The sequence below is a fragment of the Streptomyces sp. NPDC007945 genome (assembly GCF_042958885.1).
Classification (GTDB): Bacteria; Actinomycetota; Actinomycetes; order Streptomycetales; family Streptomycetaceae; genus Streptomyces.
In genome coordinates this window covers 672618-698626 of the sequence record NZ_JBIBJV010000004.1, presented here as the reverse complement: position 1 = coordinate 698626, position 26009 = coordinate 672618, and the positions used below count along the sequence as shown (strand labels likewise).

The 26009-nt window shown below is 69.2% G+C and carries 21 protein-coding genes and 1 pseudogene; 14 read left to right on the top strand and 8 right to left on the bottom strand.

Annotated features, from left to right (window positions below; all coding sequences use genetic code 11):
• Positions 1-123: pseudogene (locus ACFZCF_RS17105) on the top strand (IS5/IS1182 family transposase); the annotation flags it as partial.
• A 244-nt stretch (positions 124-367) separates the two neighbouring features.
• Here the strand turns inward: ACFZCF_RS17105 and ACFZCF_RS17100 are convergent.
• Positions 368-886 (bottom strand): cupin domain-containing protein, encoded by a 519-nt coding sequence (locus ACFZCF_RS17100; protein ID WP_391287085.1) that lies wholly within the window; start codon positions 884-886, stop codon positions 368-370.
• Positions 887-1699: 813 nt separating this feature from the next.
• On the opposite strand from ACFZCF_RS17100, the gene ACFZCF_RS17095 reads away from it, so the two are divergent.
• On the top strand, positions 1700-2131 hold the full coding sequence (locus ACFZCF_RS17095; RefSeq protein ID WP_391287084.1) for a hypothetical protein: 432 nt from the start codon (positions 1700-1702) through the stop codon (positions 2129-2131).
• Between the two features lie 1176 nt (positions 2132-3307).
• Here the strand turns inward: ACFZCF_RS17095 and ACFZCF_RS17090 are convergent.
• Positions 3308-3670 (bottom strand): hypothetical protein, encoded by a 363-nt coding sequence (locus tag ACFZCF_RS17090; protein ID WP_391287083.1) that lies wholly within the window; start codon positions 3668-3670, stop codon positions 3308-3310.
• Positions 3671-4626: 956 nt separating this feature from the next.
• Here ACFZCF_RS17090 and ACFZCF_RS17085 point away from each other — a divergent pair.
• The gene (locus tag ACFZCF_RS17085) at positions 4627-5925 is read left to right on the top strand and encodes a hypothetical protein (RefSeq protein ID WP_391287082.1); all 1299 of its coding nucleotides are present in this window, start codon (positions 4627-4629) and stop codon (positions 5923-5925) included.
• A gap of 506 nt (positions 5926-6431) precedes the next feature.
• The gene (locus ACFZCF_RS17080) at positions 6432-6824 is read left to right on the top strand and encodes a hypothetical protein (RefSeq protein ID WP_388449975.1); all 393 of its coding nucleotides are present in this window, start codon (positions 6432-6434) and stop codon (positions 6822-6824) included.
• A gap of 468 nt (positions 6825-7292) precedes the next feature.
• Here ACFZCF_RS17080 and ACFZCF_RS17075 read toward each other — a convergent pair whose 3' ends face one another.
• Complete coding sequence (locus ACFZCF_RS17075) at positions 7293-8432, bottom strand: helix-turn-helix domain-containing protein (protein WP_391287081.1); 1140 nt, start codon at positions 8430-8432, stop codon at positions 7293-7295.
• Positions 8433-8563: 131 nt separating this feature from the next.
• On the opposite strand from ACFZCF_RS17075, the gene ACFZCF_RS17070 reads away from it, so the two are divergent.
• The 3 genes from ACFZCF_RS17070 (at position 8564) to ACFZCF_RS17060 (ending at position 12549) form a co-directional block, all read left to right on the top strand.
• Positions 8564-9574 carry a ferredoxin reductase gene (locus ACFZCF_RS17070; protein WP_388450037.1) on the top strand — a complete coding sequence of 337 codons (1011 nt, stop codon included), beginning with the start codon at positions 8564-8566 and terminating at the stop codon, positions 9572-9574.
• Positions 9575-9581: 7 nt separating this feature from the next.
• Complete coding sequence (locus ACFZCF_RS17065; RefSeq protein WP_391287080.1) at positions 9582-10700, top strand: fatty acid desaturase; 1119 nt, start codon at positions 9582-9584, stop codon at positions 10698-10700.
• Between the two features lie 739 nt (positions 10701-11439).
• Positions 11440-12549 (top strand): S8 family serine peptidase, encoded by a 1110-nt coding sequence (locus ACFZCF_RS17060; protein ID WP_391287079.1) that lies wholly within the window; start codon positions 11440-11442, stop codon positions 12547-12549.
• A 183-nt stretch (positions 12550-12732) separates the two neighbouring features.
• Here the strand turns inward: ACFZCF_RS17060 and ACFZCF_RS17055 are convergent, their stop codons facing one another.
• The 5 genes from ACFZCF_RS17055 to ACFZCF_RS17035 form a co-directional block, all read right to left on the bottom strand.
• Positions 12733-13221 carry an isochorismatase family protein gene (locus tag ACFZCF_RS17055; RefSeq protein WP_388449967.1) on the bottom strand — a complete coding sequence of 163 codons (489 nt, stop codon included), beginning with the start codon at positions 13219-13221 and terminating at the stop codon, positions 12733-12735.
• A gap of 321 nt (positions 13222-13542) precedes the next feature.
• Positions 13543-14262 carry a GDSL-type esterase/lipase family protein gene (locus ACFZCF_RS17050; protein ID WP_391287078.1) on the bottom strand — a complete coding sequence of 240 codons (720 nt, stop codon included), beginning with the start codon at positions 14260-14262 and terminating at the stop codon, positions 13543-13545.
• A complete protein-coding gene (locus ACFZCF_RS17045; RefSeq protein ID WP_391287077.1) occupies positions 14259-14729 on the bottom strand; it encodes a cupin domain-containing protein in 471 nt (156 codons plus the stop codon). The genes ACFZCF_RS17050 and ACFZCF_RS17045 overlap by 4 nt, the downstream gene beginning before the upstream one ends.
• Positions 14730-14816: 87 nt before the next feature.
• Positions 14817-15647 (bottom strand): helix-turn-helix domain-containing protein, encoded by an 831-nt coding sequence (locus ACFZCF_RS17040; RefSeq protein ID WP_391287076.1) that lies wholly within the window; start codon positions 15645-15647, stop codon positions 14817-14819.
• A 246-nt stretch (positions 15648-15893) separates the two neighbouring features.
• The gene (locus tag ACFZCF_RS17035) at positions 15894-17768 is read right to left on the bottom strand and encodes an NAD-binding lipoprotein (protein ID WP_391287075.1); all 1875 of its coding nucleotides are present in this window, start codon (positions 17766-17768) and stop codon (positions 15894-15896) included.
• A 216-nt stretch (positions 17769-17984) separates the two neighbouring features.
• Between ACFZCF_RS17035 and ACFZCF_RS17030 the strand changes: the two genes are divergently transcribed.
• The 7 genes from ACFZCF_RS17030 to ACFZCF_RS17000 all read left to right on the top strand — a co-directional run bounded on the left by ACFZCF_RS17030 (position 17985) and on the right by ACFZCF_RS17000 (position 25912).
• Entirely contained in the window at positions 17985-19916 is a 1932-nt protein-coding gene (locus tag ACFZCF_RS17030; protein WP_391287074.1) for an FAD-dependent oxidoreductase, read from the top strand.
• Between the two features lie 126 nt (positions 19917-20042).
• A complete protein-coding gene (locus ACFZCF_RS17025) occupies positions 20043-20216 on the top strand; it encodes a CsbD family protein (RefSeq protein WP_388449955.1) in 174 nt (57 codons plus the stop codon).
• A 300-nt stretch (positions 20217-20516) separates the two neighbouring features.
• Entirely contained in the window at positions 20517-20867 is a 351-nt protein-coding gene (locus ACFZCF_RS17020; protein WP_391287073.1) for a PRC-barrel domain-containing protein, read from the top strand.
• A 166-nt stretch (positions 20868-21033) separates the two neighbouring features.
• Positions 21034-21588, top strand: a complete 555-nt coding sequence (locus tag ACFZCF_RS17015) for a hypothetical protein (RefSeq protein ID WP_391287072.1) — start codon at positions 21034-21036, stop codon at positions 21586-21588.
• A gap of 79 nt (positions 21589-21667) precedes the next feature.
• Positions 21668-22120 carry a hypothetical protein gene (locus tag ACFZCF_RS17010; protein WP_391287071.1) on the top strand — a complete coding sequence of 151 codons (453 nt, stop codon included), beginning with the start codon at positions 21668-21670 and terminating at the stop codon, positions 22118-22120.
• Between the two features lie 989 nt (positions 22121-23109).
• A complete protein-coding gene (lanKC, locus tag ACFZCF_RS17005; RefSeq protein ID WP_391287070.1) occupies positions 23110-25740 on the top strand; it encodes a class III lanthionine synthetase LanKC in 2631 nt (876 codons plus the stop codon).
• A gap of 43 nt (positions 25741-25783) precedes the next feature.
• Positions 25784-25912 (top strand): SapB/AmfS family lanthipeptide, encoded by a 129-nt coding sequence (locus ACFZCF_RS17000; protein ID WP_388449947.1) that lies wholly within the window; start codon positions 25784-25786, stop codon positions 25910-25912.
• Positions 25913-26009 lie beyond the last annotated feature (97 nt).

Here is a 26009-nt window from a genome sequence, read left to right as displayed (position 1 = left end):
AACGTAGTGGAACGGTGCTTCAACCGCCTCAAGCAATGGCGCGGGATCGCCACCCGCTACGACAAGACCGCCGAGTCCTACGAGGCAGCCGTCACTCTCGCCTCACTGCTGATGTGGGCGTGACATTTGACGACACCGCCTAGCGCGCCACCAACGCCGGTTTCGGGGCAGGTGCGAAGAGGACGGCCGACGGGGGCGCCTCGGGCCTTCGTCACGTTCCGCTCCTACGTCAGGCTGGAGCGGCGGGGTCCGCAAGGCGCGAGACGCCCGCGAGACACTGACGACACCATGGGTGAACTCGTGCAGGCCGGCCTCGCCATGGAGTGGCCACCGCTGTGGCGGAGAGGTAGTCCTGCAACGGCCCGAACTACTCCGTCCCGTGCTCGAAGTCTTCCAGGAAGTAGCTGTCGTGTCGGATGCGGAACTGCTTCAGCTCTTCGCGACCGCGCTGCGCCACCTCCGCGACCCTCTCGAAGTACTCCTCGCGTGGGGCGCCCGGGGAAAAGAGCATGAGCATGGACATGGGCTCGTCGGTCACGTTCTTGAAGGCGTGCAGGCCGCCGACCGGTACGTACAGGAAGTCGCCCGCGCGGCCCGTGACCCACTTCTCGCCGTTGTACAGCTCCAGTTCGCCGGAGAGGATGTAGAAGGACTCCGACATCGCCTTGTGGAAGTGGGTCTTGGCCCCAGCGGCCCGTGCGCCCAGCTCCACCTTGTACAGGCCGAACTCGCCGCCGGTCGACGCGTTGGTGGCGAGGTAGTGAGTGGAGCCTCCGGGCGAGGAGATGTCCGGTGGGCTGTCGGCGGGACGGAAGGCCGCGCTCACTTCACCCGTGCTGCGGTAGTAGCGGGCTTCCGGGTACTCGAGGTATTCCGGGTACGACATGATGCGCTCCTCGTGGCAGGTTTCACCAGCATGGTGGCTCCCGCATCCAGAAGGCCGCCATCGGACTTGCGGATGATCTTGGGCTGCCCTCGTCCGAGGACTGGAGACCTAGGCCGGATCTCCCTGCCGGCTTGCTCAGTTGATCGGATGTGTCCGTCTGATGATTGATCACTGATGGGTTGCGGAACCGGATCGAGCCGCTGATTCCGGCCTATCCGCTCCGTGGACGACGGTGGGCCAATCAGCGGCGCGCACGGCCACCCGCCGCCCGTCCTGCTGCGTGGCGTCGGCGAGGGCGACGGGGTCGGGGCGTTCTCGGCGACGTCGCCCAACGACGGCAACTGCCACCTGTTGGACCAATCCACCCACCCGCCAACCCACCGCCCCGCCACTCGGCCCGCCCCCACCCCGTCGCCCACCCCCAGGGCGCCGTGCCCTCTGCCCATGCGGCCAACTCATGCCCTGCACCGACGGCCTTATCGAACGCCGTGGTCGGGACGCCGACTTCGGCCTGCGGCAGCCCAACGTTGCCAGTCGACCGACATGCCGACCTTTGGCCGGCCGCCTCGCCGAAGTCGTCCTGGACCGAATCGACGTCGCAGCCGGCGCCCGCGACGTCATTGCCCTGATCACCGTCCGCCTCTGATTACCCAGCGGCGAGAAGGCTCGCCGCCAGTCGACTCGATCCGCCGCGCTGGCGCGATACCGTCCTTTCCTCTGTGTAAGAGGTGACAAATACCCAAGACCGCCGATGACGAGCCGACGAGCCGTGCCTACGATCACCGCGACCAAGAACAATCATGAGGGGGAATCATGATGAAAATCGTGTCCAAGAGGACAGTACTGGGGGGTGCCGTCGCTGCGGCCGCCCTCGTCATGGGTGTCGCAACGTCCGCGAGTGCGGTGACCGTCGGCTTCCATCAGACCTCCGGCAGTGGCAAGGCCGAGATCGGCGGAACGTACAAGTACTGGCAGGCTGGTGAGGCAGGCGGAAGGACGATTTACGACGGCTCCTTCTCCGGCGCGTACGCCAAGGACAAGGTGAGCGGGGACGGTTACGAGGCGGTTCTCGCGCTCAAGTACGACTCTTTCGAGGGCGGTGTCTGGCGCACGGTCAAGAACAAGGTGGCCGTCGTCAACGGCTCCAAGTCCTGGACGTTCAAGAACAAGGCGAACGTCATCGCCTACGCCTGTGACCGCAAGGTGGGCAGGACCGCTTTGGAGAACTGCAAGCGAGCGTGGTAACACCTGCGGGCCGCTCGGCGTGGCCGCGGGACGCAGCGCGGATCGCGAGCGTCGGACGTAGCCGCACCGCCGCGCCCGGGCTCGCAGGAATCGCCACCGCGCGGTGAGCAGAGCCCCTGCTCGGCACCCGCCGAGCAGGGGCTTCCCCGCCCGAGTCCGGTGCCCCGGCAGCCGCCACCTACGGTGGTCGTCTTCTGGGCGTTAGGGGTATGCGACGTCGGCAGAATGGTTTCAGGCGATCGGCGCCGTGATTCCGCGCCGTCGCAGGTAGGCGGGGTCTTGCGGGCCAAATAGCCCATGCCCGAGACAGCGCGGGTTCGAGCCGATACTGATCGTCGTCATGGAGCCCCGCCGGCGTCCGTGGCGTGGAGCGGCGCGGGCAGCCTTTAAGCAGTTCGTACAGGTACCTGCCGAGGGCGTCGAGGGCTTGCGGACGATGGGACGGCTACACCGTCGAGGGGGGCGTCTGGGACTGGATCGGGGCCGGCTTGCCTGTCTCTCGGACGGCTGCTGGCAGTCAGCGAGGACGGCGATCGGCAGGATCCGTACTGGCAGCCCAGTACAAGAAGGTGTTCAGTCATATACCGGTAGTCAGTCGCTTCATTCGCGCCCACTCCTCCACCCCCCCTCACCTACTGAACGAGCACTCGCCACCCCGGCTATCACGAACAACCCACATTCGCGGTCCTGATCACGCGCCAGCGGGGGGAGGGACGGAACACGGAATGTCCGCGCTTACCATTCGATGCGGACGTGGACAGTGTTGTTGGAGCTAGGGTCACCACTGACCGTAATCTTGTAGTGCAGGTTAACCGCAGCGGGCACGGCAAACGACAGGCCCACATCATCGGTACCGTTCATGTCAGTTTCTTGCCCATCAGCGTAGGTGGCGCCTTGATCACCCTCAGACCAAATTTCGACGCTGATATGCGTTACATATGCGCTAGAAAAAGAGAACGACACAGAGGTCGAGCTTTGATTGACGAGAGTACCATCAACAGGAGCGAAGCTCGACATCTGAAATGACGAAGTAGACATAGTTGCCTCGCTAATTCCGGACGGTAGAGCCATTTACCCGAACCCACCCTCCCGCGAACTCCGAGCACGGGAGGCCAAGGGGATTGACCCATAAAACTAACCCGTGCCCCCTTTCGCAATCATCCAGGGTCGGCGCAGTCATGACCAGTCAGCGTCAAATATGGAGAATCGGACCCCTGCGATCCCTTCCGGATTTTGGCCGGTTCCTCCCCTGCAGGCCCCACCCTCTTCCGCTGAAAGAAAGTAGTGGGCGTCCGTCGGATATGGGGTATGCCCCACATCATCCTGCTCCAAATCCCAATTGATAATCTGCGTCTCTTGCCCTCCCGGCGCGATCGCGCTGAAAGTCGCATCGGCAAAGTTACCTGTCCCGAAGGGAGCTGCTGTAAGTCGCACTGTGCCGCCCGTGGCGATAGTGCGACTGGATTTGTTGAATATCGTTGCCAGGATCGTGGCACTGGACGCGTTCGAGCCCGCTACAGCCGCGTCGATCTCCGTCATTGCACATCTCCGATCCCGGTTGCTCGTCTGGTAGGAAGCCATGGCCTTGGTGCGTGGCGTCCGGCACATCGATCGCCATCCAGACCTATGGGCAGTCACCCACCGGTCGTCTTGCCGATCGTGCCGCAGTCGGTCAACCGTCCGGCATCCACTCCATATGCGGATCCGGGCGGGTCCGTTCAGGTTCAGTCCTGGGTCGAACTCCTGTTGCCGGGTTGCCCCCTGCTTCTGTCGACGCCTCGTCCCCAGAACGCCAGCGACGCGGGGACGGTAAGGAGTGAGAGCGTGACCGGTTCAGTTTGATCAGCTAAGCAAAGCACCTCGACACCCTTATCAGTGTCCTGGCAGTCGAATACCGCAATACCTCATCTGCGATTGCGGGTACCGTTCACCTGTGTGTTGAGACACGGGCAACTCGGTGAACCCAGACCTCGCTTACCACATTTCTATGGGACATCCACCGCCCGTTGATCGCATCCCGGATAGCGTCCAGCGATCTTTGGAGGCGGGGCCCCGAAGGTGGCCGCGCCATACGGCCTCCGGCACCAACTGCGTAGTGGACGCAGCGGCGCGCCCTCACTGCAGGCGCCGACCAGGGTCAGTCCGTGGAGGCCCGCGAAGTGACCTCGCGTCCAGGCCCTCACTCTGCCGACGGCCTGGTCTCGCATGTAGCCGTCCCGGCGCCGGTCATTCGCGAATCTCCCGAGCAGGCGGGCGCGAGCTGACATATGCGTCCTTCTGCTTGGTGGGTGGTACCGGCCGGAACATGAATCGTGGTCTCAGTGCTGCGCGAGCTGGCCCCCGACGATCTCGACCCCTGGCTGCCTCCCCGCGGACGCGCGGTAGTCGGTAGTGTCCTGGCCGGCCGACACGTGGCACGGCGTGACGGGTAAGAGTTTGAGCGCCCAGCTACGGGGCTGGGGTGGGGGGGGGTTCTTGTGAGGCGAGCTGTTGTCATGGGCGGGAGCTTCGCCGGGCTGTTTGCCGCCCGCGTGTTGAGCGACCACGCCGACGAGGTAGTGGTGGTGGAGCCGGATGTCATGGGCGACGACGGTCTCGGCCGGCGGACACCGCAGCGGCACCAACTCCACGCCCTGCTGTCCATGGGCCACATACAGCTGGAACGCTGGTTCCCGGAAATCACCGACGAGCTCGTGAAGGGCGGCGCCCTCCTCGGCGAAGGCCACGACGTCCAGTTCTACCTGGACGGCCGTCTCAAAGCCCCGGTGGCAGAAGCTCGGATGCTCGGCGCCACGCGACCTTTCCTGGAGAGCCACCTGCGGCGGCGGGTCGCGCGTCTCGACAACGTGCGGTTCGTCCAGGAGCAGGTCACCGACCTCGTACTGCGGCGAGGCCGGGTCGTCGGTGTGACCACTACGTCCGAGGGCGGGAACGGGAGCGCGGACACCGTCGACGCCGACTTCGTGGTCGACGGCATGGGGCGGAACAGTCCGCTGGAGGACTGGCTTGTCCGACAGGGCTGGGACGCGGCTCCCGTCGAGAGCATGCGGATCGACCTGGGCTACGCCACCGCGTTCTTCCACCGCGGCGACGAGCTGGGGGGCACGGTCATTGCCCATTCCAGCCCTGGCCCCGCGAGCGACTACCAGCCGAAGGTGACGGAGCCGGGGGCGCTCGCCGCCGTCGAGGGCGACCGCTGGTCGGTGGTCCTGGCCGGCTATGCCGATCACCGGCCCGGGCCCGACCCGCAGGAATTCCTGCGGCGCATGCGGCGCTGCGTCGCCCCGCTCCGGACGGTGGCGGACACCTCCTCCATGATCGGCGATGTCAAGACGTACCGGTTCGTCGAGAGTCGCCGGCGCGTGCACTCGCGCCTCAGCCGCTTCCCCGGCGGCCTGGTCGTCGTCGGAGACGCACTCGCCAGCGTGAACCCGGTCTACGGGCAGGGGCTGACGCTGGCGGCGCTCGCGGCCAACGCACTCGGTGCCCACCTGCGCTCCGCCCCCTCCCCGCAGGACCTCGCCTGGAACTACTTCCGGCTCGTCGAAGCGGTCGTGGACGCGGCGTGGCAGCTCTCGACCGCCGCCGACCTTGCCCAGCCCCATGTCACCGGCCCGTACCCCCGCGGCTACCGGGTCCAGAAGTGGGTCGCCGACAAGCTCACCGAGGCCTCCGTCATCGACCCCGTCGTCAACGCGGCCTACATGGGCGTGGTCAACATGGAGCGGCCGCCGAAGGCCCTGACCGACCTCGGGCTGCTCGTTCGAGCCACCCGCGTGCTGGCTGGCCGCTGAGGACCATGGTGAACGCGTGGGTGTCGCGATACCCCTCCGGGCTCAAGGCGAGCACTCCCGGCACGGATGCGAGCCAACGGCCGTGTTCTGTGGCGGTTTCGACGCACGGGTGAGGCTGGTGGCGGCGCCGTCGAGGCGGCCCTCCCCTGCTGGGCGCGGAAGTCGGCCCCGGGCGCGCGGCCGATGTCATCGACTTCGGTCCGGATGGGGTGCCTGGCGTTCAGGGTGACCGGGGCGAACACGTCGAAGGCGGCCTCGACGGTGAGGGCGCCGTCGGTGGTGAGGCCGGCATCCGGGAGCCGGGAGAGCAAGAGGCGCGCCCGCCTGAGCGCTACCCCGCGGGTTGCGCCAGGTCCCGTACCCGCCCCACTGGCCCCACCGCCCAGTGTGCCTGCGCCTCCACCTGGGCCCTGGTCGTAGCCGGGCCGGCTCCCGCCTCGGATACGGTGGTCCTCTACGGGGCGCCATATCGGATGTGGCGCGCCCCCACCGGAGGTAGTCAGCGTATGAGTTCAAAGCGCAGCAAGAATCCAGCCCTGCCCGTACTCGACGACGCATACCGACTCGCGTCGGTGAAGGACGCCGAAGAGTCCACCCGTGACCTGGCGGCGAGGCTGGCCACCACCGAGCTGCGCCGCGTTTCCCACCCGGGCCGGATCACGTGGGACCCCGTCGATCAAGCCGAGCCCGTTCCGGTCCCGCCGACCGTGGTCGACGGTGACGGGGACCTGTGGCTGCGGGACCGGGGCACTGGCACCTGGACCATGCCCGAGTTCGACCCGAAGGAGTTCCCGGCCCGCTGTGGCGAGGTCCTGACGTGGAACGAGCTTGCCTGCGAGTTCGGCCCGCTCACCGCACTGGCCGACGAGCGCCGCATCGGCGGTGGCCGGCGTCGCTGACCGCCCGGCCTTCGCGCGGATCGCCGGGCCGGACAGGCCTCCGGAGCGCCGTCGGGTGCGGCGTTCGCGGTCGGCAGCGAGGCGACTCGGCCGGGCGAGGGCGCTGACCACGTCGGTCGTCCCCACCTGGCCGCGGGCCTCGATCAGTGGCGTACGACGTCGTCGACGCGGTCCATGGCCCCCTCGCCCTGGGGAACAACCCGAGCCGGTCGGCGCGGTGCTTCCGGACGGCCGCCACACCCCGTCGGCCTTCTGGTGGGTCTGGTCGCGGGTGAGAGGTTTGCCGGTGGTGTGCCGGATGGAGGCACTGCCGTAGTCGCGGGTGAGGGCGGTGGCCGGTCCAGCACCGGAAGAGGGCCATGCCCGGGCTCCGGATGTCGGCAGCGCGGCGGACATCGACGGCGACGACGCGGGCCGGTGCCGGTGCCAGTACCGGTGAGCAGTGGGCCCGTATGGTCGTCGTACGTGTCAGGTGGCCCGAAGACCGACCGCGAGCATCAGCTCGAGGACCCTGTTCGGCGATGTGAGGTCCGGGAACAGCTCCCGCAGTTGGGACATCCGGTACCGGACCGTCTGGGGATGGACGAAGAGCGCCGCAGCCACCTCATCCCGCCTTCCCTGGTGCAGCAGCCACGCCCGCAGCGTGTCCTCCAGCCGCCGTGCGGTCGCCGCCGGCAGCGACCGCAGCGGTGCGAGGGCTCGGGCCCGCAGGTCTGTGAAGGCGTCCATGTCCGCGCTCAGTACCAGCTCGGGCAGGTGCTCCTCGGTGTCGCGGATGCCGGGGTGCAGGGAGCGCGCGCGTGCGGCTCGTGCGTACGAGGCGGACGCGCGAGCCCAGGGCCGCGCCGGGCCGACCACGGCGCTGCGATCGGTGAGCTGCCGCAGGAGATGGGAGCGGTCGGCATCGGGAACGAGCAGCACACCGCTGGCGTCCGGCAGGTCGTCGAGGACGAGGGTGCTCGGATCGAGCGTGCGGTAGGCAGGCCGGGCCTGCGCGGCGGGCAGGAGGACCGCGGTGAGTGAGACCGGGATCTGCCACCCGGCCCGTTGCGCAGAGGCCAGCAGCACGTCCGGGCTCGCGCCGGCGAGGAGCTCACGGGCCAGGTGTTCCAGGTGCCGCTCGTGGGCCCGGCCCTGGGCGGCCAGCTCGTCGGCGTGGCCCGCGGCGCTCGCGGCGGAGAGCTCGTCGATGTAGGCGAAGGTCAGCTCGGCGAACTTGGCGACCTCGGCGGCGGGCAGACCTGCGGAGACGGCACCCGCCGCCAGGCATCGCCAGGCCACGCGGGCGCCGACGCGGTAGGCGCTGAGCAGGGCGTCCATCGAACGGCCGTCGCGGACCTCGCCGCGGCCCAGCTCGTAGGCTGCGTCACCGCCGTCGCCGCCGGTGGCGTTCCCGCTCGCGAGGTCCAGGTAGTGCCCCAGGGCGGTGCGGACGGCTCGGCGGATGGTGGCGCCCATGTGGCCCGAGAGGGCGTTGGCGTAGGAAGGGACCTCGTCGATGATCGCCTGGACGACCTCGTCCGCGGTGGTCTTCAGCGCGGCCCGAAGTGCGGTGACCGTCGTCTCGTCGAGGGCCAGTTCGCTGGCCCTTCGCATGGCATGGCTCACGTTTTGTTTCCTGCGAACAATTCGGCCGATCAAATTCACATCTTTCGGTCAGGACCTTACCCTCTGAGGGGCAGCAAGCTGGAGTCATGACGAGAGCAGCCCTCCGCGGCAGGGCGTGGAAACTGTTGGAGATGGTCACGACGCCGCTGCTGCCGTCGGACTACCTCGACCTGATCAGCCCGCTGCGTGCGGGTGCCGACCTGCGCGGGCGCATCGAGGCCGTGCACCGCGAGACGGGTGACGCCGCGACTGTCGTGATCAGGCCCGGACGGGGCTGGCGCGGCCACACGGCCGGCCAGTACGTGCGGATCGGGGTCGACGTCGACGGGGTGCGCCTGTGGCGTGCCTACTCCCTCACCTCGCCGACGAGCCGCGAGGACGGCCGCGTCACGATCACCGTGAAGGCGATCCCGGGCGGCAAGGTCAGCAATCACCTGGTTCGCAGGGCGAGACCGGGCACGCTGATCCAGCTCGACCAGCCGACCGGTGACTTCGTGCTGCCGCGGGCCGAGCCCGCCAAGGTGCTGTTCCTGACGGCCGGCAGCGGCATCACTCCCATCATGGGCATGCTGCGCGACACCGAGTTCGACGACGTCGTCATGGTCCACTGCGCGCCGCGGCCGCAGGACGTGATCTTCCGCGGAGAACTGCACGACCTGGTCGCGGCCGGGAAGCTCCGGCTCACCGAGGTGCACACCGACACGGACGGCGTGCTCGACATCGCCCGGCTCGACGAACTCGTGCCCGACTGGGCCGAGCGCGAGACCTGGGCCTGCGGGCCCGCGGGCCTGCTCGACGCCGCCGAAGCGCACTGGAGCGAGCACGGCGTACCGGAGCACCTGCACACCGAACGCTTCCGCCCCGGCATCGTCGTGGCCGGCGACGGCGGCGAGGTCACGTTCAGCACGACCGGCAAGACCGTCGACGCGAACGGCGCCACGCCGTTGCTGGACATCGGCGAGGAGGCCGGCGTACTCATGCCCTCCGGGTGCCGCATGGGCATCTGCTTCGGCTGCGTCACGCCGCTCCGGGCGGGCGCCGTCCGCGACCTGCGCACCGGCGAGATCACCGAGGCCGAGCCGGGCGTCCTCATCCAGACCTGTGTGTCCGCCGCGGCGGGCCCCTGCGACATCGAACGGTAGGAGCACCTTGACCGCTATCGACCCCACCGCCCACCTGACCGCGGAGCAGATCGAGGAGCTCGGCCGCGAGCTGGACGCGATCCGCGACGAGGTGATCGCCGGCCGCGGCGAGAAGGACGCCGCCTACATCCGCAAGGTCATCTCGGCGCAGCGCAAGCTCGAGCTGGTCAGCAGGGGCGTCCTGCTGTTCTCGATCTTCCCGCCCGCGTGGCTGGTCGGCACCGCCGGTCTGTCCGTGGCGAAGATCATGGACAACATGGAGATCGGCCACAACATCCTGCACGGCCAGTGGGACTGGATGCGGGACCCGAAGATCCACTCCACCACCTGGGAATGGGACCACGTCTCGCCGGCCGACCAGTGGAAGCACTCGCACAACGAACTGCACCACACGTACACCAACGTCATCGGCAAGGACAACGACCTCGGCTACGGCATCATGCGCGTCGACGAGGACCAGAAGTGGCACCCGTTCCACCTCGGCCAGCCCCTGTGGAACTTCATCAACGCCTGCTTCTTCGAGTACGGCATCGCCGCGTACGACCTGGAGCTCGGCAAGAACCTGAACAAGCGCCGCCGCAAGAACCCGGAGTTCCGCGCGCGGGCCAAGGCCGTGGGTCGCAAGATCCGCAAGCAGGTGCTCAAGGACTACGTGATCCACCCGCTGCTGTCGGGCCCGTCGTTCCTCCCCACGCTGGCCGCCACGTTCACCGCGAACCTGGTCCGCAACCTCTGGTCCCACTCGGTGATCATGTGTGGGCACTTCCCCGAGGGCGTGCAGGTCTTCGAGCGCCGGTCGATCAAGGGCGAGACGCGCGGCCAGTGGTACCTGCGCCAGATGATGGGCTCGGCGAACATCAGCGGCAGCAAGGCCATGCACTTCATGACCGGCAATCTGTCGCACCAGATCGAGCACCACCTGTTCCCGGACCTGCCGAGCAACCGGTACGCCGAGGTCGCGGTGAAGGTGCGCGCGCTGTTCGAGAAGTACGAGCTGGAGTACGTCACCGGGCCGCTGCCCAAGCAGGTGTTCTCCGCGTGGCGCAAGGTCTTCCGGCTCTCGCTGCCGAACAGGAAGCCGAAGGTCGGCTCGCCGGACCTCGAGCGGGAGCTCGTCGCGGTCTGACTCCCGAGAGTGGTTCGGATCCGCGAGGGTGCGATGCGGGCGTCGCTGATCGCGTTCTGCAGGGCGGGGCTGGCAAGCCGGGCCCTTTCGTACCGGCTCGCCCCGGGCGGTTTGCCGTCGGTGCCAGCGCCCCACCACCGGGCCCGCCAGGTGAAGTCGGGATGGCAGGTGAGCGGGTTCGGCGGCTGGACCGGCGGCCGAACTGGGGGACGGCGAGCTGACGGCAGTCGCGAGCTTCGCCCAGGAAATGGCGTCCGGCGAAGGTTCGGGGCACGGTGAGGTCGACTGCCCCGAGCGCGGTGTCCGCTCAGGGCCGGCCCGCTCCCGAAGAGCCTGCGCAGCGGGTGCACGAGTACCGATCGAACGAGGCCTCGTGGGACTGACATCCTGGCAGATGTCAGTCACGATCCACCACATGGCGGCCATCGGCGCGGTCGCCCTCGAGCGTCAACGTTCAAAGCGCCCAACACCCCGATGAGTGCTCGGGGGCCGCCTCCTGGCCAAGGAGGGCGGACCGGCCGAAACCGACGAACGCGGGTGCAGAATCGCATGGTCCAATCGGTGCATGGCATTCTCCCTCCAACTCACCCACGGAAGGCGCTGGCCGGTCGGATCCGCACGACGTCATGGCGCACCTGTGCGTGTTCTGGCCGTGGCGCTCGCGGTGGCAGGACTGGCCGGGCAGGCTCCAGTTGCGCATGCGGACGGTGCCAGGGACCGGCAGTGGTACCTCGCCCGCATGGACGTCGACAAGATCTGGGAGAAGACGACCGGCGAAGGGATCAAGATCGCCGTCATCGACTCGGGAGTGAACCCCTCGACGCCCTCCCTCAGGGGCCAGGTCCTGCCCGGACGGGACGCGTCGATCCCCGAAGGCGGCGGCCCCGACACCAGCGACCGAACCGGCCAGGGGACCACGACCGCAGAGCTGATCGCGGGGACGGGCAAGGGCGGCGGCCTACAGGGCCTCGCCCCCGGCGCCAAGATCATCCCGATTCGCGTCCCCATGCTGAAACATGACGAACTGCCGAACATCTACGACCACCTCGACCAAGCCATCAGAATGGCCCTGAAACTCGACGCGAAGATCATCACCATCTCGCTCGGCAGCCAGTACGCCATCGGTGCCGGCCTGACCGGACAGAACTACGCCCTGCAGGACGCCCTCGCCAAGGACGTCCTCGTGTTCGCCGGCAGCGGCGACAACGCCAAGGAAGGCAACAAGCCCCTCGCCCCGGCACGCTACCTCGAGGTCGTCAGCGTCGCGTCGACCACCCCGGAGGGCAAGGTCGCCGACTTCTCCCAGCACGGCGACGTGAACATCTCGGCTCCCGGAACGGGCATCCCCCGGTGGTGCGACGCCTCCTTCCAGCGCTACTGCCCCGACGGAGGTGGCACCCACACCTCTGCCGCGCTCGCGTCGGCCACCGCCGCCCTCATCTGGTCCCTGCATCCCGACTGGACGGCGTCGCAGGTCCTGCGCGTCATGTACGACTCGGCAGGCCGCGGCGACGACTGGAAGCCCGGCACGGTCAGCACCTACGCCGGCTACGGCGTCATCCGTCCCGGCGCGCACATCAACCGGGGACTGGGCAACCCCGGGGCGCCGGACCGCGGCAGAATGCCGAAGTTCATCCAGCCGGTCAACCACGTGCCGACCACGCCGCCTGCGACGCCGACCCGGACCCCGGAGTCGAAGCCGTCGTCGGCCCCCGCCCCGAAGCCGGCCCCCACCGCCGCGAGCCCTGCGCGGCCGAACACCTCTGTCCTCCTCGCCGTCGGCGCGGCGGCCGCCCTGGCCCTCACGGGTGCGGGAGTCTGGGGAGTGAGACGCATCCGCCGCTCCTGACCTACCGCGGCGAAGGCTGACTGTTCTCGTCGAAGATTGATACGGCGCCGAAGCACGCACCCTTATCGGTGCAGCAATCGGCACGCTCCCCACCCCGACGCCCGCCATGTGGTGAGGGGGCTCTCGCCGCTGGGATCGGTCGAGGGAGCCGTCCCCGCGTGAGAGGGGACGCGTGGGGTGGTGTCAGCTGTAGTCGGAGGTGCGGCGCACTTCGCCGAAGCGGGGGAAGACCCGCTCTACGGCGAAGTCGTGTTCGTCCGCGGCCAGCCCGGACATCGCGTCGGCCACGAACTCCAGCCGATAGCCGTGGTCGGACGCGGCCCGCGCCGTGGACTCGACGCCCATCGTGGTCACCAGCCCGGCCATCACCAGCGTGTCCACGTCCAGGGCGCGCAGGCGCTCGTCCAGACCAGTGCCGTAGAAGGCACCGACGGTTCGCTTCACCACCACAAGGTCGCCGTCGTGCACCAAGCCGTCGGCGAAGTCGCTGCCGGGCGGCTGTTCGGCGACGCCCGGACGTTCCACCCGTACCATCACCACGGGTCGGTTCCGTGCCCGGAACGACTGCGCAAGCCCGCGGCCGCGCTCCAGTACCTCCTCGCCCGTGTGGGGAGCGAGAGGGAGAGCGATGATACGCGGCATCAGATCGATCAGGACCAGGGCGGGATGCATGCCTGTGATCATAGGACCGCCTTCGGACAGAAGAAACCTCCAAGGGATCCGAGGTGGCGAAGCGGGTGGGGACGTGACCGGTGTCGGTCTGGAGACGGGCGTCTGGAGCACCACGACGAGCGAGAGGCGAGAGGCCCACTGGGACTCAAGGACGCGGCAGTAAGCAGGGGAACCCCTGGGGACGCGGGGCGCGGCAAGGCGGTCGGCGCCGAGCTCCCTCTCGTAGAACCGTTGGTCGGCGCCGTCGCGGTCGCCAGCCTGGGTCGGATGCCACCTCCACCGGGAAGGAAGGCATCCGACCGGCCGGGGCGCCGGAACCGGTTACGTGACCCGGGCCAGCAGACCGGCGTCGATCACCTCGGCGATATGGGCGGCTCCGCGGCTGTTCTGGTGGACGTGGTCGGTCGTGAGCACGAGACCCCGGCGCTGTGAGATCGCGTCGAGGCTACGTCGCAGCACCGCGCGCTGGAGGAGGACGCCGGCGACCGCCGCGGGCGTCGCCTCCCGGTACGGAATCGGCGGCGCGTCCGCTCGGCGCAGATCCTCGATCTGGCGCTCGTGGAGGGGGAGGTAAGCCACCTTGTTGGTGTCGGCGACCTCGGCGATCATGCGACTGTACGCCTGCGACGCCTGGGCCGCTGCTCCGTCGAGTTGTTGGCCAAGCACGGGGAGCGACAGCAGGCCGAGCGTTGCGTCGGTCTCCGCCCGCAGCCGGGTGACGACGGCTCCCAGGCACTCCTGGAACCAGCCGGCCGACGGGCGCTGCGGGAGTCGTTTGCGCTTCATGACCTGCTCGACCGGGTGGCCGGCGACGCTGGCTCGGGCGTCGTTGGTCCCGATCAGGACGGTGATCACGTCGGGCGGGTTCGCGACGACGGCGTCAAGACGCTGCAGGAGGTTGTAGGCGAAGTCGCCGTTGACGCCGAAGCGGGCCAGCTGTGCGTCACCGGGAGGGTGGCGTCGTCGGAGAGGCTCCAAGTAGTCGACGCTGAACTGCGCGCGGGTCAGGCTGTCGCCGAGGCACGCGATGCGTAGGGTCACGGCGCTTCCTCCGGGCCGGTCGCGCCGGCGCCATCGGCCGGGCCGGTTTCGGTACGAGGCCGGTGGTCGGTGCCGAGGCCCGCGGTGATGGCCAGGATGGACGAAGGCCCTTCCATGTCGACCACGTGCCATACCCCGGCCGGGTTGATGGTGGCTTCGCCGGGCCCGAGCAGCACGCGCTCAAGAGCCCCGTCCCCGTGGCGGGTGACCGTCACCGACCCGCTGAGGCAGACGACCAGTTCGTCGCCCGCGGGGTGGCTCTCCCAGTGGTCGCCGGGGCCGTCGCCGTCGAAGATCATGACCATCCGGCCTTCGGCGCCGTCTGCCGCGACCGCGGCACCGTAAGCCTGGAGCACTTCCGGGTTCCAGGCGAAGCCCTCGACGGGTTTCGCGCGCGATCCCAGTCCGAGGTGTACGGGGGTGGTCCGCAGGTCCACGGCGTTGCGTGTGTGGTTGACGAGTCTCATGCCCCCGATCGTCCACGACGACGAGCGGGCGGTCTTGAAGGAAAGGGAAGGGGAGCCGATGCGACGCCACGGGCAGCCGGTCGGCGGCTACTCCGCTGCAAGGAGGATTTCGCCGCGACGCCAGGCTGTCGGTGATCGGTTCGTGAACTCGCGCCAGTCCCGCACGAGATGGGCCTGGTCGGCGTAGCCGGAGACAGTCGCCACATCGGCCCACGGGAGCGGGTTCGACGTCGCCGCCAGTTCGTACGCGTGCTCGAAGCGCAGGACTCGGGCGAAGGTCTTCGGCGAGAGGCCCACCTCGCCGCGAAACCGTTCGGCGAGGTACCGACGGCTCCAGCCGAGCTCCGCTGCGACGGCACCCACCTGGACGCGGCCCCGCGCGGCGACGAGGCGGCGATACGCCTCGGCCACCTCAGGGCGTTCACGGGGCGCACGATCGCCGCCCCGTCCGACGGCTCGAAGAAGCAATGCGTCCAGCGCGGTGAACCGTGCGCTCCATGTGGTCGCCGATCGGAGCCGTTCGACCAGCTCGACGGCGAGCGCTCCGAGAAGCTCGTCGAGGGGGACCAGTCGGTGGGCGAGCTCGGCGGCGGGCATACCGTAGACGGCCCGGGCCCCGAGCGGTGTCAGCGACACCTGCACGCCTCGCTGGCTTCCGTCGTGGTGGAACGCGACGGACCGGGACATGAGACCGCCGGCCACGCTGCTGAACCGGGTCACCGGTGACCCGTCGTCGACGCCCGCCGCCATCTCCAAAGGATCTGACAGGCTGATCACCGTCGTGAGCGAGCGGCTCGGCGGGCCGCAGTGCACCCCCGCCGGAAGCCCGCGGAGGTCGAAACCGACGTACGAGTCGACGTACCGTCGCAAGGCGGGCGCCGGCCGTGCGGCGATCTCGGTGGCGGTCTGGTCCTCCATTTCGTCAGTGTACGAATCACCCGACCCGGCAAGCTCACTGTCTGGACCACTTCCTGTGGGCATCTCGCCGAGCGGATGCAAGGAGCGGCGGGGTGGTGGACACACCGCGATGAGACAGGGGGCGATCGACTCGCGCGAAAGCGTCGACGAGCGATGCCACGGGGCGGTTCGCTCCTCCGGTACTCATCGGCGTCAGCCCCGAGCTCCGTGTGTGCCGGTCTGGATGCCGTCCGCCACGAGGAGCGGTCAAGGGGCTTGGATGAGTGAGCTGCCGGTGAGGACGACGACCTGGTCCTCATCCCCGTAGGTGCGCGTTTCCCTTCTGTCCGGGTTGAGTTCGACTCCGTGCCCGGGCGGCTGGCTGATGCGACGGGCGATGCGATGGCCGATGGCGAGGTGACCGTGCCGTCGGACGGTCTCGACGACGGAACTGAAGGTGATCGGCTGGTCCGTCGGCACGTAGTCGGTGGCGGGGTGCAGGGCGATCTGACAGCCCGCGGGCGCGAACAACTCGTCGAAGATTCTGTCCAGGTGGGGGTTCTGGGAGATTTGCGAGAGGCGCAGGCTCAGGAAGTTGCCGCTCACGATGAGGTCGTCGGGTTTGCCTGCCTGCGCCAGGACCCGGTTGCGATCGTCGGCCATCTCGGTCACCAGGGTGAAGCTGTGCATGCCGCACTCCGCCAGATCGCGGAGGTTGAGCAGGGTGGTGAGGGTGCCCGCGTCTGCCTCCTGGGCATCCCGGTCACCGGCGCAGAGAACGATGACGTGGTCGTATTTCGTCACGGTCAGGCGCTCGAGGACATGGCGTCGCGTGATGTCCGCCCTGTGGAAGGTCAGCCGCAAGTCTCCGCCACGCCATTCCTCCACCGGAACCGGCGTGTCGGCGACCACATCGACGCGTGAGCCGGCGGGCAAGTGGGCACCCAGCTGCTCGATGATGGCGTCGAGACGTCGGTTGGAGCCGAGGACGAGGACGTTGCGGCCTGGGGCCGGGGACGTCTCGGCGGGCGAGAGGTCCCCTGGGGTGAACTCGGGGATCGCGTCGGACAGAGCGATGGTGGTGAGGTCCTCGCTGAGGACGACGATCCGATCGGGGGCCTCGATCCGCGTCTCGCCGCGAGGGTTCATCAGGATCCGGCCGTCCTCCCGCATCAGTCCGATGACGGTGGAGCAACGGAACGCGAGGAGTACGTCGTCGAAGCGTCGCCCCGCCAGTTCGGGGTGGTGCGTCATGTAGATCTCGTGGCCGCTGAAGTTCAGCAGCTCGCTGTAAACCTGGGAGAGCCCCGACTGCAGACTGCTCTGCACCAGCAGTCGGGCGATGAACCCCTGCGTGCTGACGACCCGACAGCGCGGCCCGCCTGCCAGTCGGGCCGCAGCGAGGTTCTGCTCGTCCGCGACCCCCGCCACGAGGAGCGGACCCGTGCCTCCTTCGTCATGCGTGCCGGCGACGGCCAGCAGCGACTTGATGACGCCGAAGTCGGGACATTCGTCCTCGGCCGCGAGCACGATCACGGACCTGGCGTGTTCCGGGCTGACGATGGCGACATCCTGGGGGTCCGTGGGGTTGCCGGTGCGGCAGACGATCCGGGTACCGAAGGTGTCCCCGACTCGTTCGCGGATCTCGGTCTCCATCTCCGACCGGTCCTTCTCCGCGAGGACCGCGATACAGCCCCGGCGACGGGCCCGGTTGGCCTCGACCAGCTCGGCCACGACCACGTGGACCTGCGAGGACCACCCGAGGATGACCGTGTGGCCCGTTTCCACCACACGAGTCCTTCCCGCGCGCAGCCGCGCGAGCTGGTTCTGCAGTCCGGCGCTGATCACCGGGATGATCGTGCTCATCAGCATGATGCCGCTGAACGCCATGACGACCGCGATCAAAAGGAAGGGGGCCGATCCCCGGTCCTTGATCAGGGCGGTGGGGCTGAGGACCCTGAGGAACCCGGCCCAGACCGACGAGCGCGCGTTGTCCGGCCGGATGCCGTCCGGGGCGAACGCCAGCAGGAGCAGACCGTTCAGAACCGCGAACACGCAGCACAGGGCCGCGAGCACACCGATCAGGGCGGGCGCGCCTCGTCCCATGACGTTGTCGACCCGGTAGCGGAACTTCTGCAGCACAAGGACTCCTGTCTCACGGCGCTCCGCTGGTAGTCAGCGTCGGAGTCATCATGCGAGCCCTCACCGCGAGGGCCTACGAAGCCCGGCCGGTCTGGTGGCGACGTCACGCGTCCGTCCTTCCAGCGCGAGGGCCGGCCACACCGCGTACAGGTGAATCCCGAGTGCGCGCTGGCGTGTCCCGCGCGCCTTACCTGGGGTTTCCCCAAGGGTGCCCCTGTGGATACTCAGTTCAGCAGGCGTGCCCTGGTCACCGCAGCCGGCACGGGCGCGCTCGCCCTCTCCCTGCCTACAGCTCCCCAGGCCGCGGCCGCGCCCGCGTCGCCGGCGCGCGTCGCTTCGCGATTGCCCGGCGGCGCGCCGTGGGACGTCTGCGAGCGTGTGGCCAGAGCCATTCTGGTGCTGAACGAGCGCGGCGAACCCCTTGTCCCGCGGTACGCCAGGATCCTTCTGGACACCGGCCTGCCACGCCGGCAGGGTGACGGCAAGAGGGTCCTGGTCGTCGGAGCCGGGCCGGCCGGGCTCGTCGCGGCGGATCTCCTCCGGCGCGCCGGGCACGAGGTCACCGTGATCGAGGCCAACGGCAACCGGGTCGGAGGTCGCGTCAAGACCTTCCGGACCGGGGGCCACGAGAACGCCGCGCAGGCCTTCGCCGACCCCCTGCAGTACGCGGAAGCCGGAGCGATGCGCATCCCCGGAAGCCACCCGCTGATCATCGGGCTGATCGACGCCCTCGGCCTGGAACGCCGCAGGTTTCACCTCACGGATGTCGACCCCTCGGGCAGGCCGGCGAACCGGACGTGGATCCAGGCCAACGGGGTCCGGGTCCGCCGTGCGGAGTACGAGCGCAGGCCGCGCGTCCTGAACAGGCACTTCGGGGTGCCGGAGAAGTACCTCGACATGACGGCGGCGGAGATCTACCGCACCGCCCTCGCGCCCGCCCGTGCCCTCATCGAGGGCAAGCAGGGAAGCGACCTCGTCGAGGGCTGGGCCACCGTGCTGCAGCGCTACGGCCATTGGTCCATGTTCCGGTACCTCACCGAGGAGGCGGGGCTCGACGAGCACACCGTCGACCTCGTCGGCACGGTCCAGAACGTCACCTCACGGCTGCACCTGTCGTTCCTGCACAGTTTCCTGTCCTCCGCGCTGATCAGCGCGGACACCGCCTTCTACGAACTGACCGGCGGAACGGCCACCCTCGTGGACGCGCTCTACGCGCGGGTGAAGGACCTGGTCCGCCTGGACCGCCGTGCCGTCCGCGTGGCACACGATCCTCGACACGGCGTCACCGTGCACACCGTCTCCGAGGGCCGTGACGGCACCGTCGTGCGGGAAACCTTCACCGGCGACGAGGCCATCATCACGGTGCCGTTCTCGGGGCTCCGCCACGTCGCCTTCACCCCGCCGCTCTCGTACGGCAAGCGGCGGGCCATCACGGAGCTCCACTACGACGCCGCGACCAAAGTCCTGCTGGAGTTCTCGCGCCGCTGGTGGGAGTTCGACGAGGAGACCTGGCGGCGCGAGCTGGAGGCGATCCGGCCGGGCCTCTACCAGCAGTACCGGCGCGGCACCGCCCCGGCCGACGGCTCACTCCTCGGCGCTCACCCGTCGGTGCCGGCAGGCCACATCACCGAAGCTCAGCGCGTCCACTACGCCGCCCACCGCTCGGCCCTCCGCGACCAACCCGAGGCCGCCCAGGTGATCGGCGGCGGTTCGACGACCGACAACCCCAACCGGTTCATGTTCGAACCTTCCCATCCCGTCCCGGGCAGCGAGGGAGGCGTCCTGCTCGCCTCCTACAGCTGGGCGGACGACGCGCTGAAATGGGACGCTTTCGATGACGGCGAGCGCTACCCGAGGGCGCTGGGCGGGGTCCAGGACGTGTACGGGCAGCGAATCGAGGTGTTCTACACCGGCGTGGGCCGCACCCAGTCCTGGATGCGCGACCCCTACGCGTACGGCGAGGCATCCGTCCTGTTTCCCGGCCAGCACACGGAGATCTTCCCCGACGTGCCGACCCCGGAGGGCCCCTTGCGCTTCGCGGGCTGTCACACGTCGGTCAAGCCCGCCTGGATCGAGGGAGCCCTGGAATCCGCCGTACGAACCGCTCTCGAAGTGCACACCGGCAACGTGACGCCGAGCCGACCCTGAGCTGACGCCGGGGTCGGTTGGGCGGAAGTGATCGGGGCTTCCGGTCGGCGTCTGTGCGGTTTACGCCTCGCCATCGGGAGCAGGCGTGGGTCAAGACCAAACCGGTTACTTCACGAGGAGGTCCCGATGTCGGGCACGGAGAAGAGCAAGGCTCATGCCGAGCAGGCCAAGGGCAAGGTCAAGGAGACCGTCGGCCGCACCGTCGGCAACGAGCGGATGACCGCCGAAGGCGAGGCCGAGCAGGCCAAGGGCAACGCCCGTCAGGCCAAGGAAGACATCAAGGACACCTTCCGGCACTAGAACCGGACCCCTTGTACCCGCGAGGCCCCGACCACTCCCCCAGTCCGGGCCTCGCGGCATGCCCGGGGCACGCCAGGGCACTCCACGACGCTCGCGGCCCTGGCTCGCGAGCAGGGCAGGGCAGGGCAGGATCCCAGGTAGCCGTATGTGCTGCCGGACGCGGGCTCGATTCCCCTCTCCGGGCACCGGCCATCTCTGGATGCAACCAAGATCTTTTCCTTCGAATGGAGTGCTTGGTGGACACGCTGCTCAAGCACGACCTCACATTCCGCACTACAGATACCGACTAGGGAGTTCTCAATGAGCAACGACATGTGGAGCTACGTTCCGACCGCCGGCCACGGCCCCGACAGCGACCTCACGGGCTACAAGGTCGAAGCCACCGACGGGCCCATCGGCAAGGTCGACAAGCACTCCAACGACTTCGCCAACCAGTACATCGTGGTCGACACCGGCGTATGGATCTTCGGCAAGGAAGTCCTGCTGCCCGCCAGCACCGTGACCGCCATCGACAACGAGGAGCAGCGGATCCTGGTCTCACTCACCAAGGAGCAGATCAAGAACGCACCGGAGTTCGACAAGGAAAAGCACCTGGGCGACCCCGCCTATCGCGACCAGCTCGGCGGGTACTACGGCGGTTCGGGCCACTGAGCCCGCCCGCTCCAAGCCGCACCGACGCCGCAGACTGCGGCCAGGGCCCTCACACAGGTCGCCCCTTTCGGGCCTTGGTGACCAGGCGAGGCCGCCCGAGTACTGTGCGGCCTCGGGGCCTGCCGGCACGAAGAGGCAGGCCGCAGGGGAAACGGAGCGGTCGGACATGATGAACAAGCAGGCTCGGAGCGGATGGTGGGAGGGGCTGCCCGAAGGGATCCGCAGGCAGATCGACGGGTACGTTCTGCAGGACGCGTCAATGGCGGCCATCCGCCTCGTCGCGGAGATCGGCTTCGTGCCCGACGACATCGGGGTCGCCACCGCAACGGCCATCGTCAGTGACCGGTACGCGCACTACGGCGACCGGGTAGCCCGTGCCCCGGACACTCCCATCGATCAGGAGTCCCTGGTACGGCGTGTCGACGGTATACCCGGTCGTATCGCGGCGATCGAGGCGGTCTGGGACGGCGACACCGTTCACGACTGGTTCGTGAGGCTGCTGGCCATCGCCGAGGATCCTCCCGTGGAGCACCCGCTGGCCCTCATCCACTGGACCATGGCCGTACGACACCTCGGAGAGGATGAGAGGGTCGAAGGCCGCCACCCTGCGGGAGTGGTAGCCCAGGGAGTCGGCGCGGAACTGGCGGCCCGCCTTGCCGTTCCCTTCCACTTCGCAAGCCCTGACACCCCGGACGACGAAGCCCCCCGCTGGTGGCACTGACGGTGACGCCTCCCTGGCAGGGCATCGGACCGATAGCGTCTGCGAGCGAGGGTCACGGTGTCTGCCTCATAATCCAGCCGTGGACATATCCGATGAGGGACAGCCGCTCGATCCCGTCTGGCATGAGATCAGCAACAACGTGTGTGGCGTCCTGGCAGGAGCCCCGAGTGCATCGTTGGTGGCCGAGCGCTTCATCGGGGCCGGCTGGAGATCCCTGTCCGGGTCGTCGTGGGAGTCGTATGAGGTCGAGACCAGCTGGTCTCGCATCGAGGTCGACCCGACCGACAGGGGCACGCTCCTGAACGGAGTCGTCGACCCTCAACGGTTCGAGGATCTGGCGGCGCTGCTGACCCGGTTCGGAATGTGGTTCAGTCTCGAACTCTACGACGATGACAGGGGACTGCTGCGGGAGATCGAAGCAGGAACGCCTTCAGCGCCTCGTGACGCCGATCCGCAGCCTTTCAACTGGCTGCCCGCTCCGCTTCGGCTTTGGTCCCGGCGAGGCGGTACGCGCAGGGGCGGGGGTCGGTGAAGGTCCCGGTCCAGCTGTCCAAGGCTCCTTGGGAGTCATGGCGACGCTTGTTCTCCCCTTCATGGTCGGTCAGGACCTGGAGGAGGCGTTCGACGCCGTAGCGGGCGATGGTCTTGATCAGCTGCTTCTCTTCCGCGGACGCGTTAGCCCTTCATCGCAGCATCGGCGGCCTGCTCCGTCGCGCCTCACCCTGGAGGGCGCGGTCACTGTACTTCTCCCTCCTAGCGCCCGCTGCCAGTGGCGCGGCGGCGTCGGAGCAACTCGTCATAGCGAGGCACCGAGGGCAGCGGCAGCCTGAGCCCGGCGGAAGGTGCGCCAGGTGTCACTCGTACGGCGCGTCACGGTCACCGTCGCCTACCGAGGGCCCGCGCGTCCGACGCAGGTTCGGTTACGCCTTTGGTGGCCTTGTCGGCCTCCCCCGCGGCCTCATCCGCCGTCATGGGCCCGGGCTTCAGAGCGGCGGCCAGGCCCCCGAACTGTTCGTCGGCCATGCGGTGTCCGAGCGGCAGCACCTCGATTGACGCGGGGGTACCGTCCCGCTCGCCGTGGATCTTCCTTTCCTGGATTCACCAGGCGTCGTGGAGCGACGCCAACGTGACCGCAGCACAGACCCGTTCGGGAGCGTTGCGGTGAGGTGCCATGCGTAGCGAGGTCGCTGATCGAGCAGGCCGACCGGGGCCGTAGGAGACTCCGACGCCCGTCCTGGGACGGGACCGCCACCACCGCTGAATGTGGTCATGACCGCCGTGGCGGCGCGTAGCCCGGGGCACCAGCGGCCTCCCCCGCGTCAAGGTCAGGTGCGCTGGTCGGGGCCTGGCTGGAGGCAGCTTGAGCAACTCGCGGCTGGAGCTTGCTGGGCGGAGCAAGGGCCGTGCGCGGGGCCCTTGTTACCCGTGCGTTCCGCACGGGCGGAAGGTGACAGTGGCGACTGTCGGAGCTTGTGGGAGGGGTGGCAACGTCGTGTCCGTCACCGACCGAGGGAGTGCGCAGTGAACATGGGGTACGCGGTCTTCTGCGACGCCGACCGTCACTTCTACGACGCGCCCCACCGCCTCGTCTTCGGCGACACCGAGAGCGGCTCGCTCTATCGGGCCGCCACCCTCCCCGTACCCGAGGGATGGACCTCCCACCGCACGGGTGACTGGCTCGCGCTGCGTCCGCTGGACCGCCCGCTCCCCTCGCAGGGCTGGAAGATCCACGTCTCGGCCGGCCTGGACAACGCGGAGGCGGTCCTCGGCAAGGTCCGGGAGTACTGCCTCGGGCGGGACGTCGCCTTCAAGTTCGTGCCCAGCCGCTACCTGCTGCACCAGCGCAACGCCAAGTACGCGGACCGCGCGGCGAGCGGCAAGTTCATCACCGTCTACCCGGCGGACGACCGGGAGTGCCCGCGCGTGGCGACCGACCTCGCCGGGCTGCTGGACGGCGAGGCCGGTCCGTACATCCTGAGCGACCTGCGGTGGGGCCGGGGCCCCGTGCACCTGCGGTACGGAAGCTTCACCCGGCGCCACTGCTACGACGAGCACGGGGAGCTGCGGCCCGCCCTGGAGGACGGCTCCGGCACGCTCGTGCCCGATCACCGCGGTCCGGTGTTCCACGTGCCGGACTGGGTGACTCCGCCCGCCTTCCTGCTCCCGCACCTCGCGGCGCGGGCCGCGGTGACCGTGGGGGACCTGCCGTACGAGATCGAGAAGGCGCTGCACTTCTCCAACGGCGGCGGAGTGTACGCGGCGCGGCACCGGCCGACCGGTCGGCGCGTCGTCCTGAAGGAGGCGCGCCCCCACGCCGGGCTGGCCGCGGACGGGGCGGACGCCGTGACCCGGCTGCGCCGTGAGCGCGAGGCGCTGGAGCAGCTTTCGGGGCTCGCCTGCACGCCGGAGGTCCTCGACAGCTTCACGGTCGGCGACCACCACTTCCTGGTGCTGGAGTTCGTGGAGGGCAAGCCGCTCAACACCTTCTTCGCCCGGCGGCACCCGCTGATGGAGGCCGATCCGCCGGCGGAGAAGCTCGCCGACTACACGGCGTGGGCCCTGCGGATGCATGGGCTCGTCGAGCGGGCCGTGGCCGAGGTCCACGCGCGGGGGATCGTCTTCAACGACCTGCACCTGTTCAACATCATGGTGTCCGAGGACGAGGCCTCGGTGGTGCTGCTGGACTTCGAGGCCGCCCAACGCGCCTCGGAGGGCGGTCGTCAGACCGTCGCCAACCCGGCGTTCGTGGCACCCGCCGACCGGCGCGGCTTCGATGTGGACCGGTACGCCCTCGCGTGCCTCCGGATCGCCCTGTTCATCCCGCTCACGAGTCTGCTGGCCGTGGACCGGGCCAAGGCCGCGCACCTGGCCGAGGCCGCCGCGGCGCGGTTCCCCGTGCCCCCTGGTTTCCTGGACGAGGCGGTGCGGGAGATCATGCGCGAGCCGGCCGGGGACAGGGCCGGTGAGGGCGTCCGGACGCCCGCTCGACTCCCGGACGGCTCCCGGTTCCTGCCCGTGGAGCCGGGGGACTGGCCCGCCAGCCGTGACTCGCTGGTGCGCGCCGTCCTCGCGTCGGCGACACCGGGCAGGGAGGACCGGTACTTTCCCGGCGACATCGCCCAGTTCGCCACGGCGGGCGGGGGCATGTCGGTGGGGTACGGCACCGCTGGAGTGCTGTACGCCCTGCGGGAGAGCGGGGCCCCTCGATGTCCGGAAGCCGAGGACAGGCTGCTGCGGTACGCCAAGGAACCCGATTCCGGCACGCCGCTCGGCTTCTACGACGGGCTCAGCGGCGTGGCGTGGGTGCTCGATCGACTCGGGCACACCGCCGGCGCGCTCGAACTGGCCGCACGCGTCGTCGAAGAGGACCACGACGCCCTCGCCCCCGATCTGCACGGAGGGACCGCCGGCATCGGCCTGGCCCTGGACGCCCTGGCGGACGCCACCGGCGAGAGTGCCCTGCACACGGCGGCCCTGCGCTGCGCCGAGCTGACGGCACGACCGCTCCGGAGGTCCGACCGGACGACGGGAGCCGCGCCGGGCAAGGCGCGCACGGGGTTGCTGCACGGCGGTGCCGGGCGGGCCCTGCTGTTCGTACGGCTCTACGAGCGCACGCGGGACACCGCCCTGCTCGACCTCGCCGCCGAGGCGCTCCACGACGATCTCTCCCGCTGCGTGCGCGGGGTCTCCGGGATCCTCCAGGTCGACGAGGGCTGGCGCACGATGCCCTACCTCGGCGCCGGCAGTGTCGGCATCGGCATGGTGATCGACGACTACCTGCTCCACCGCCGCGACGACGTCCTGGACCGGGCCCGGCGCGACATCGTGCGGGCGGCGCAGGCCACCTTCTACGCCCAGCCGGGCCTCTTCCGCGGCGTCGCCGGGATGGTGCTCCACCTCTCCCGTACGAACGCCGGCGGACCCGGTATGGAACCGGAGGACGTACGCCGACAGGTCGGCTGCCTCACCTGGCACGCCATGTCCTACCGGGGACACCTCGCCTTCCCAGGTGAGCAGATGATGCGCCTCTCCATGGACCTCTCCACCGGCACCGCCGGCGTCCTGCTGGCCCTCGCGGCGGCGCTCGACGACCGCCCGGCGCACCTGCCGTTCCTCCCGCCGCTTCGGCGGCCCCACGAACCGGCCCCATGACGGGGTCGTCCCGCACAACCGTCCCCTACGAAAGGAAACGATCATGAACCTGTTCGACCTTCAGTCGCTGGAGACCCCGCAGGACGAGGCCATCGGTGACGTCGAGACCGGCAGCCGCGCGAGCCTCCTGCTCTGCGGTGACAGCAGCCTCAGCGTGACGACCTGTAACTGACCCGATCCGGCTTTCCGCCCGGCGGCCTGAACGCCGGTGCGGAGCCACGGTGCCCCGGGAGCGCTGCTCCCGGGGCACCGGCCGTCGGGGCCGGACA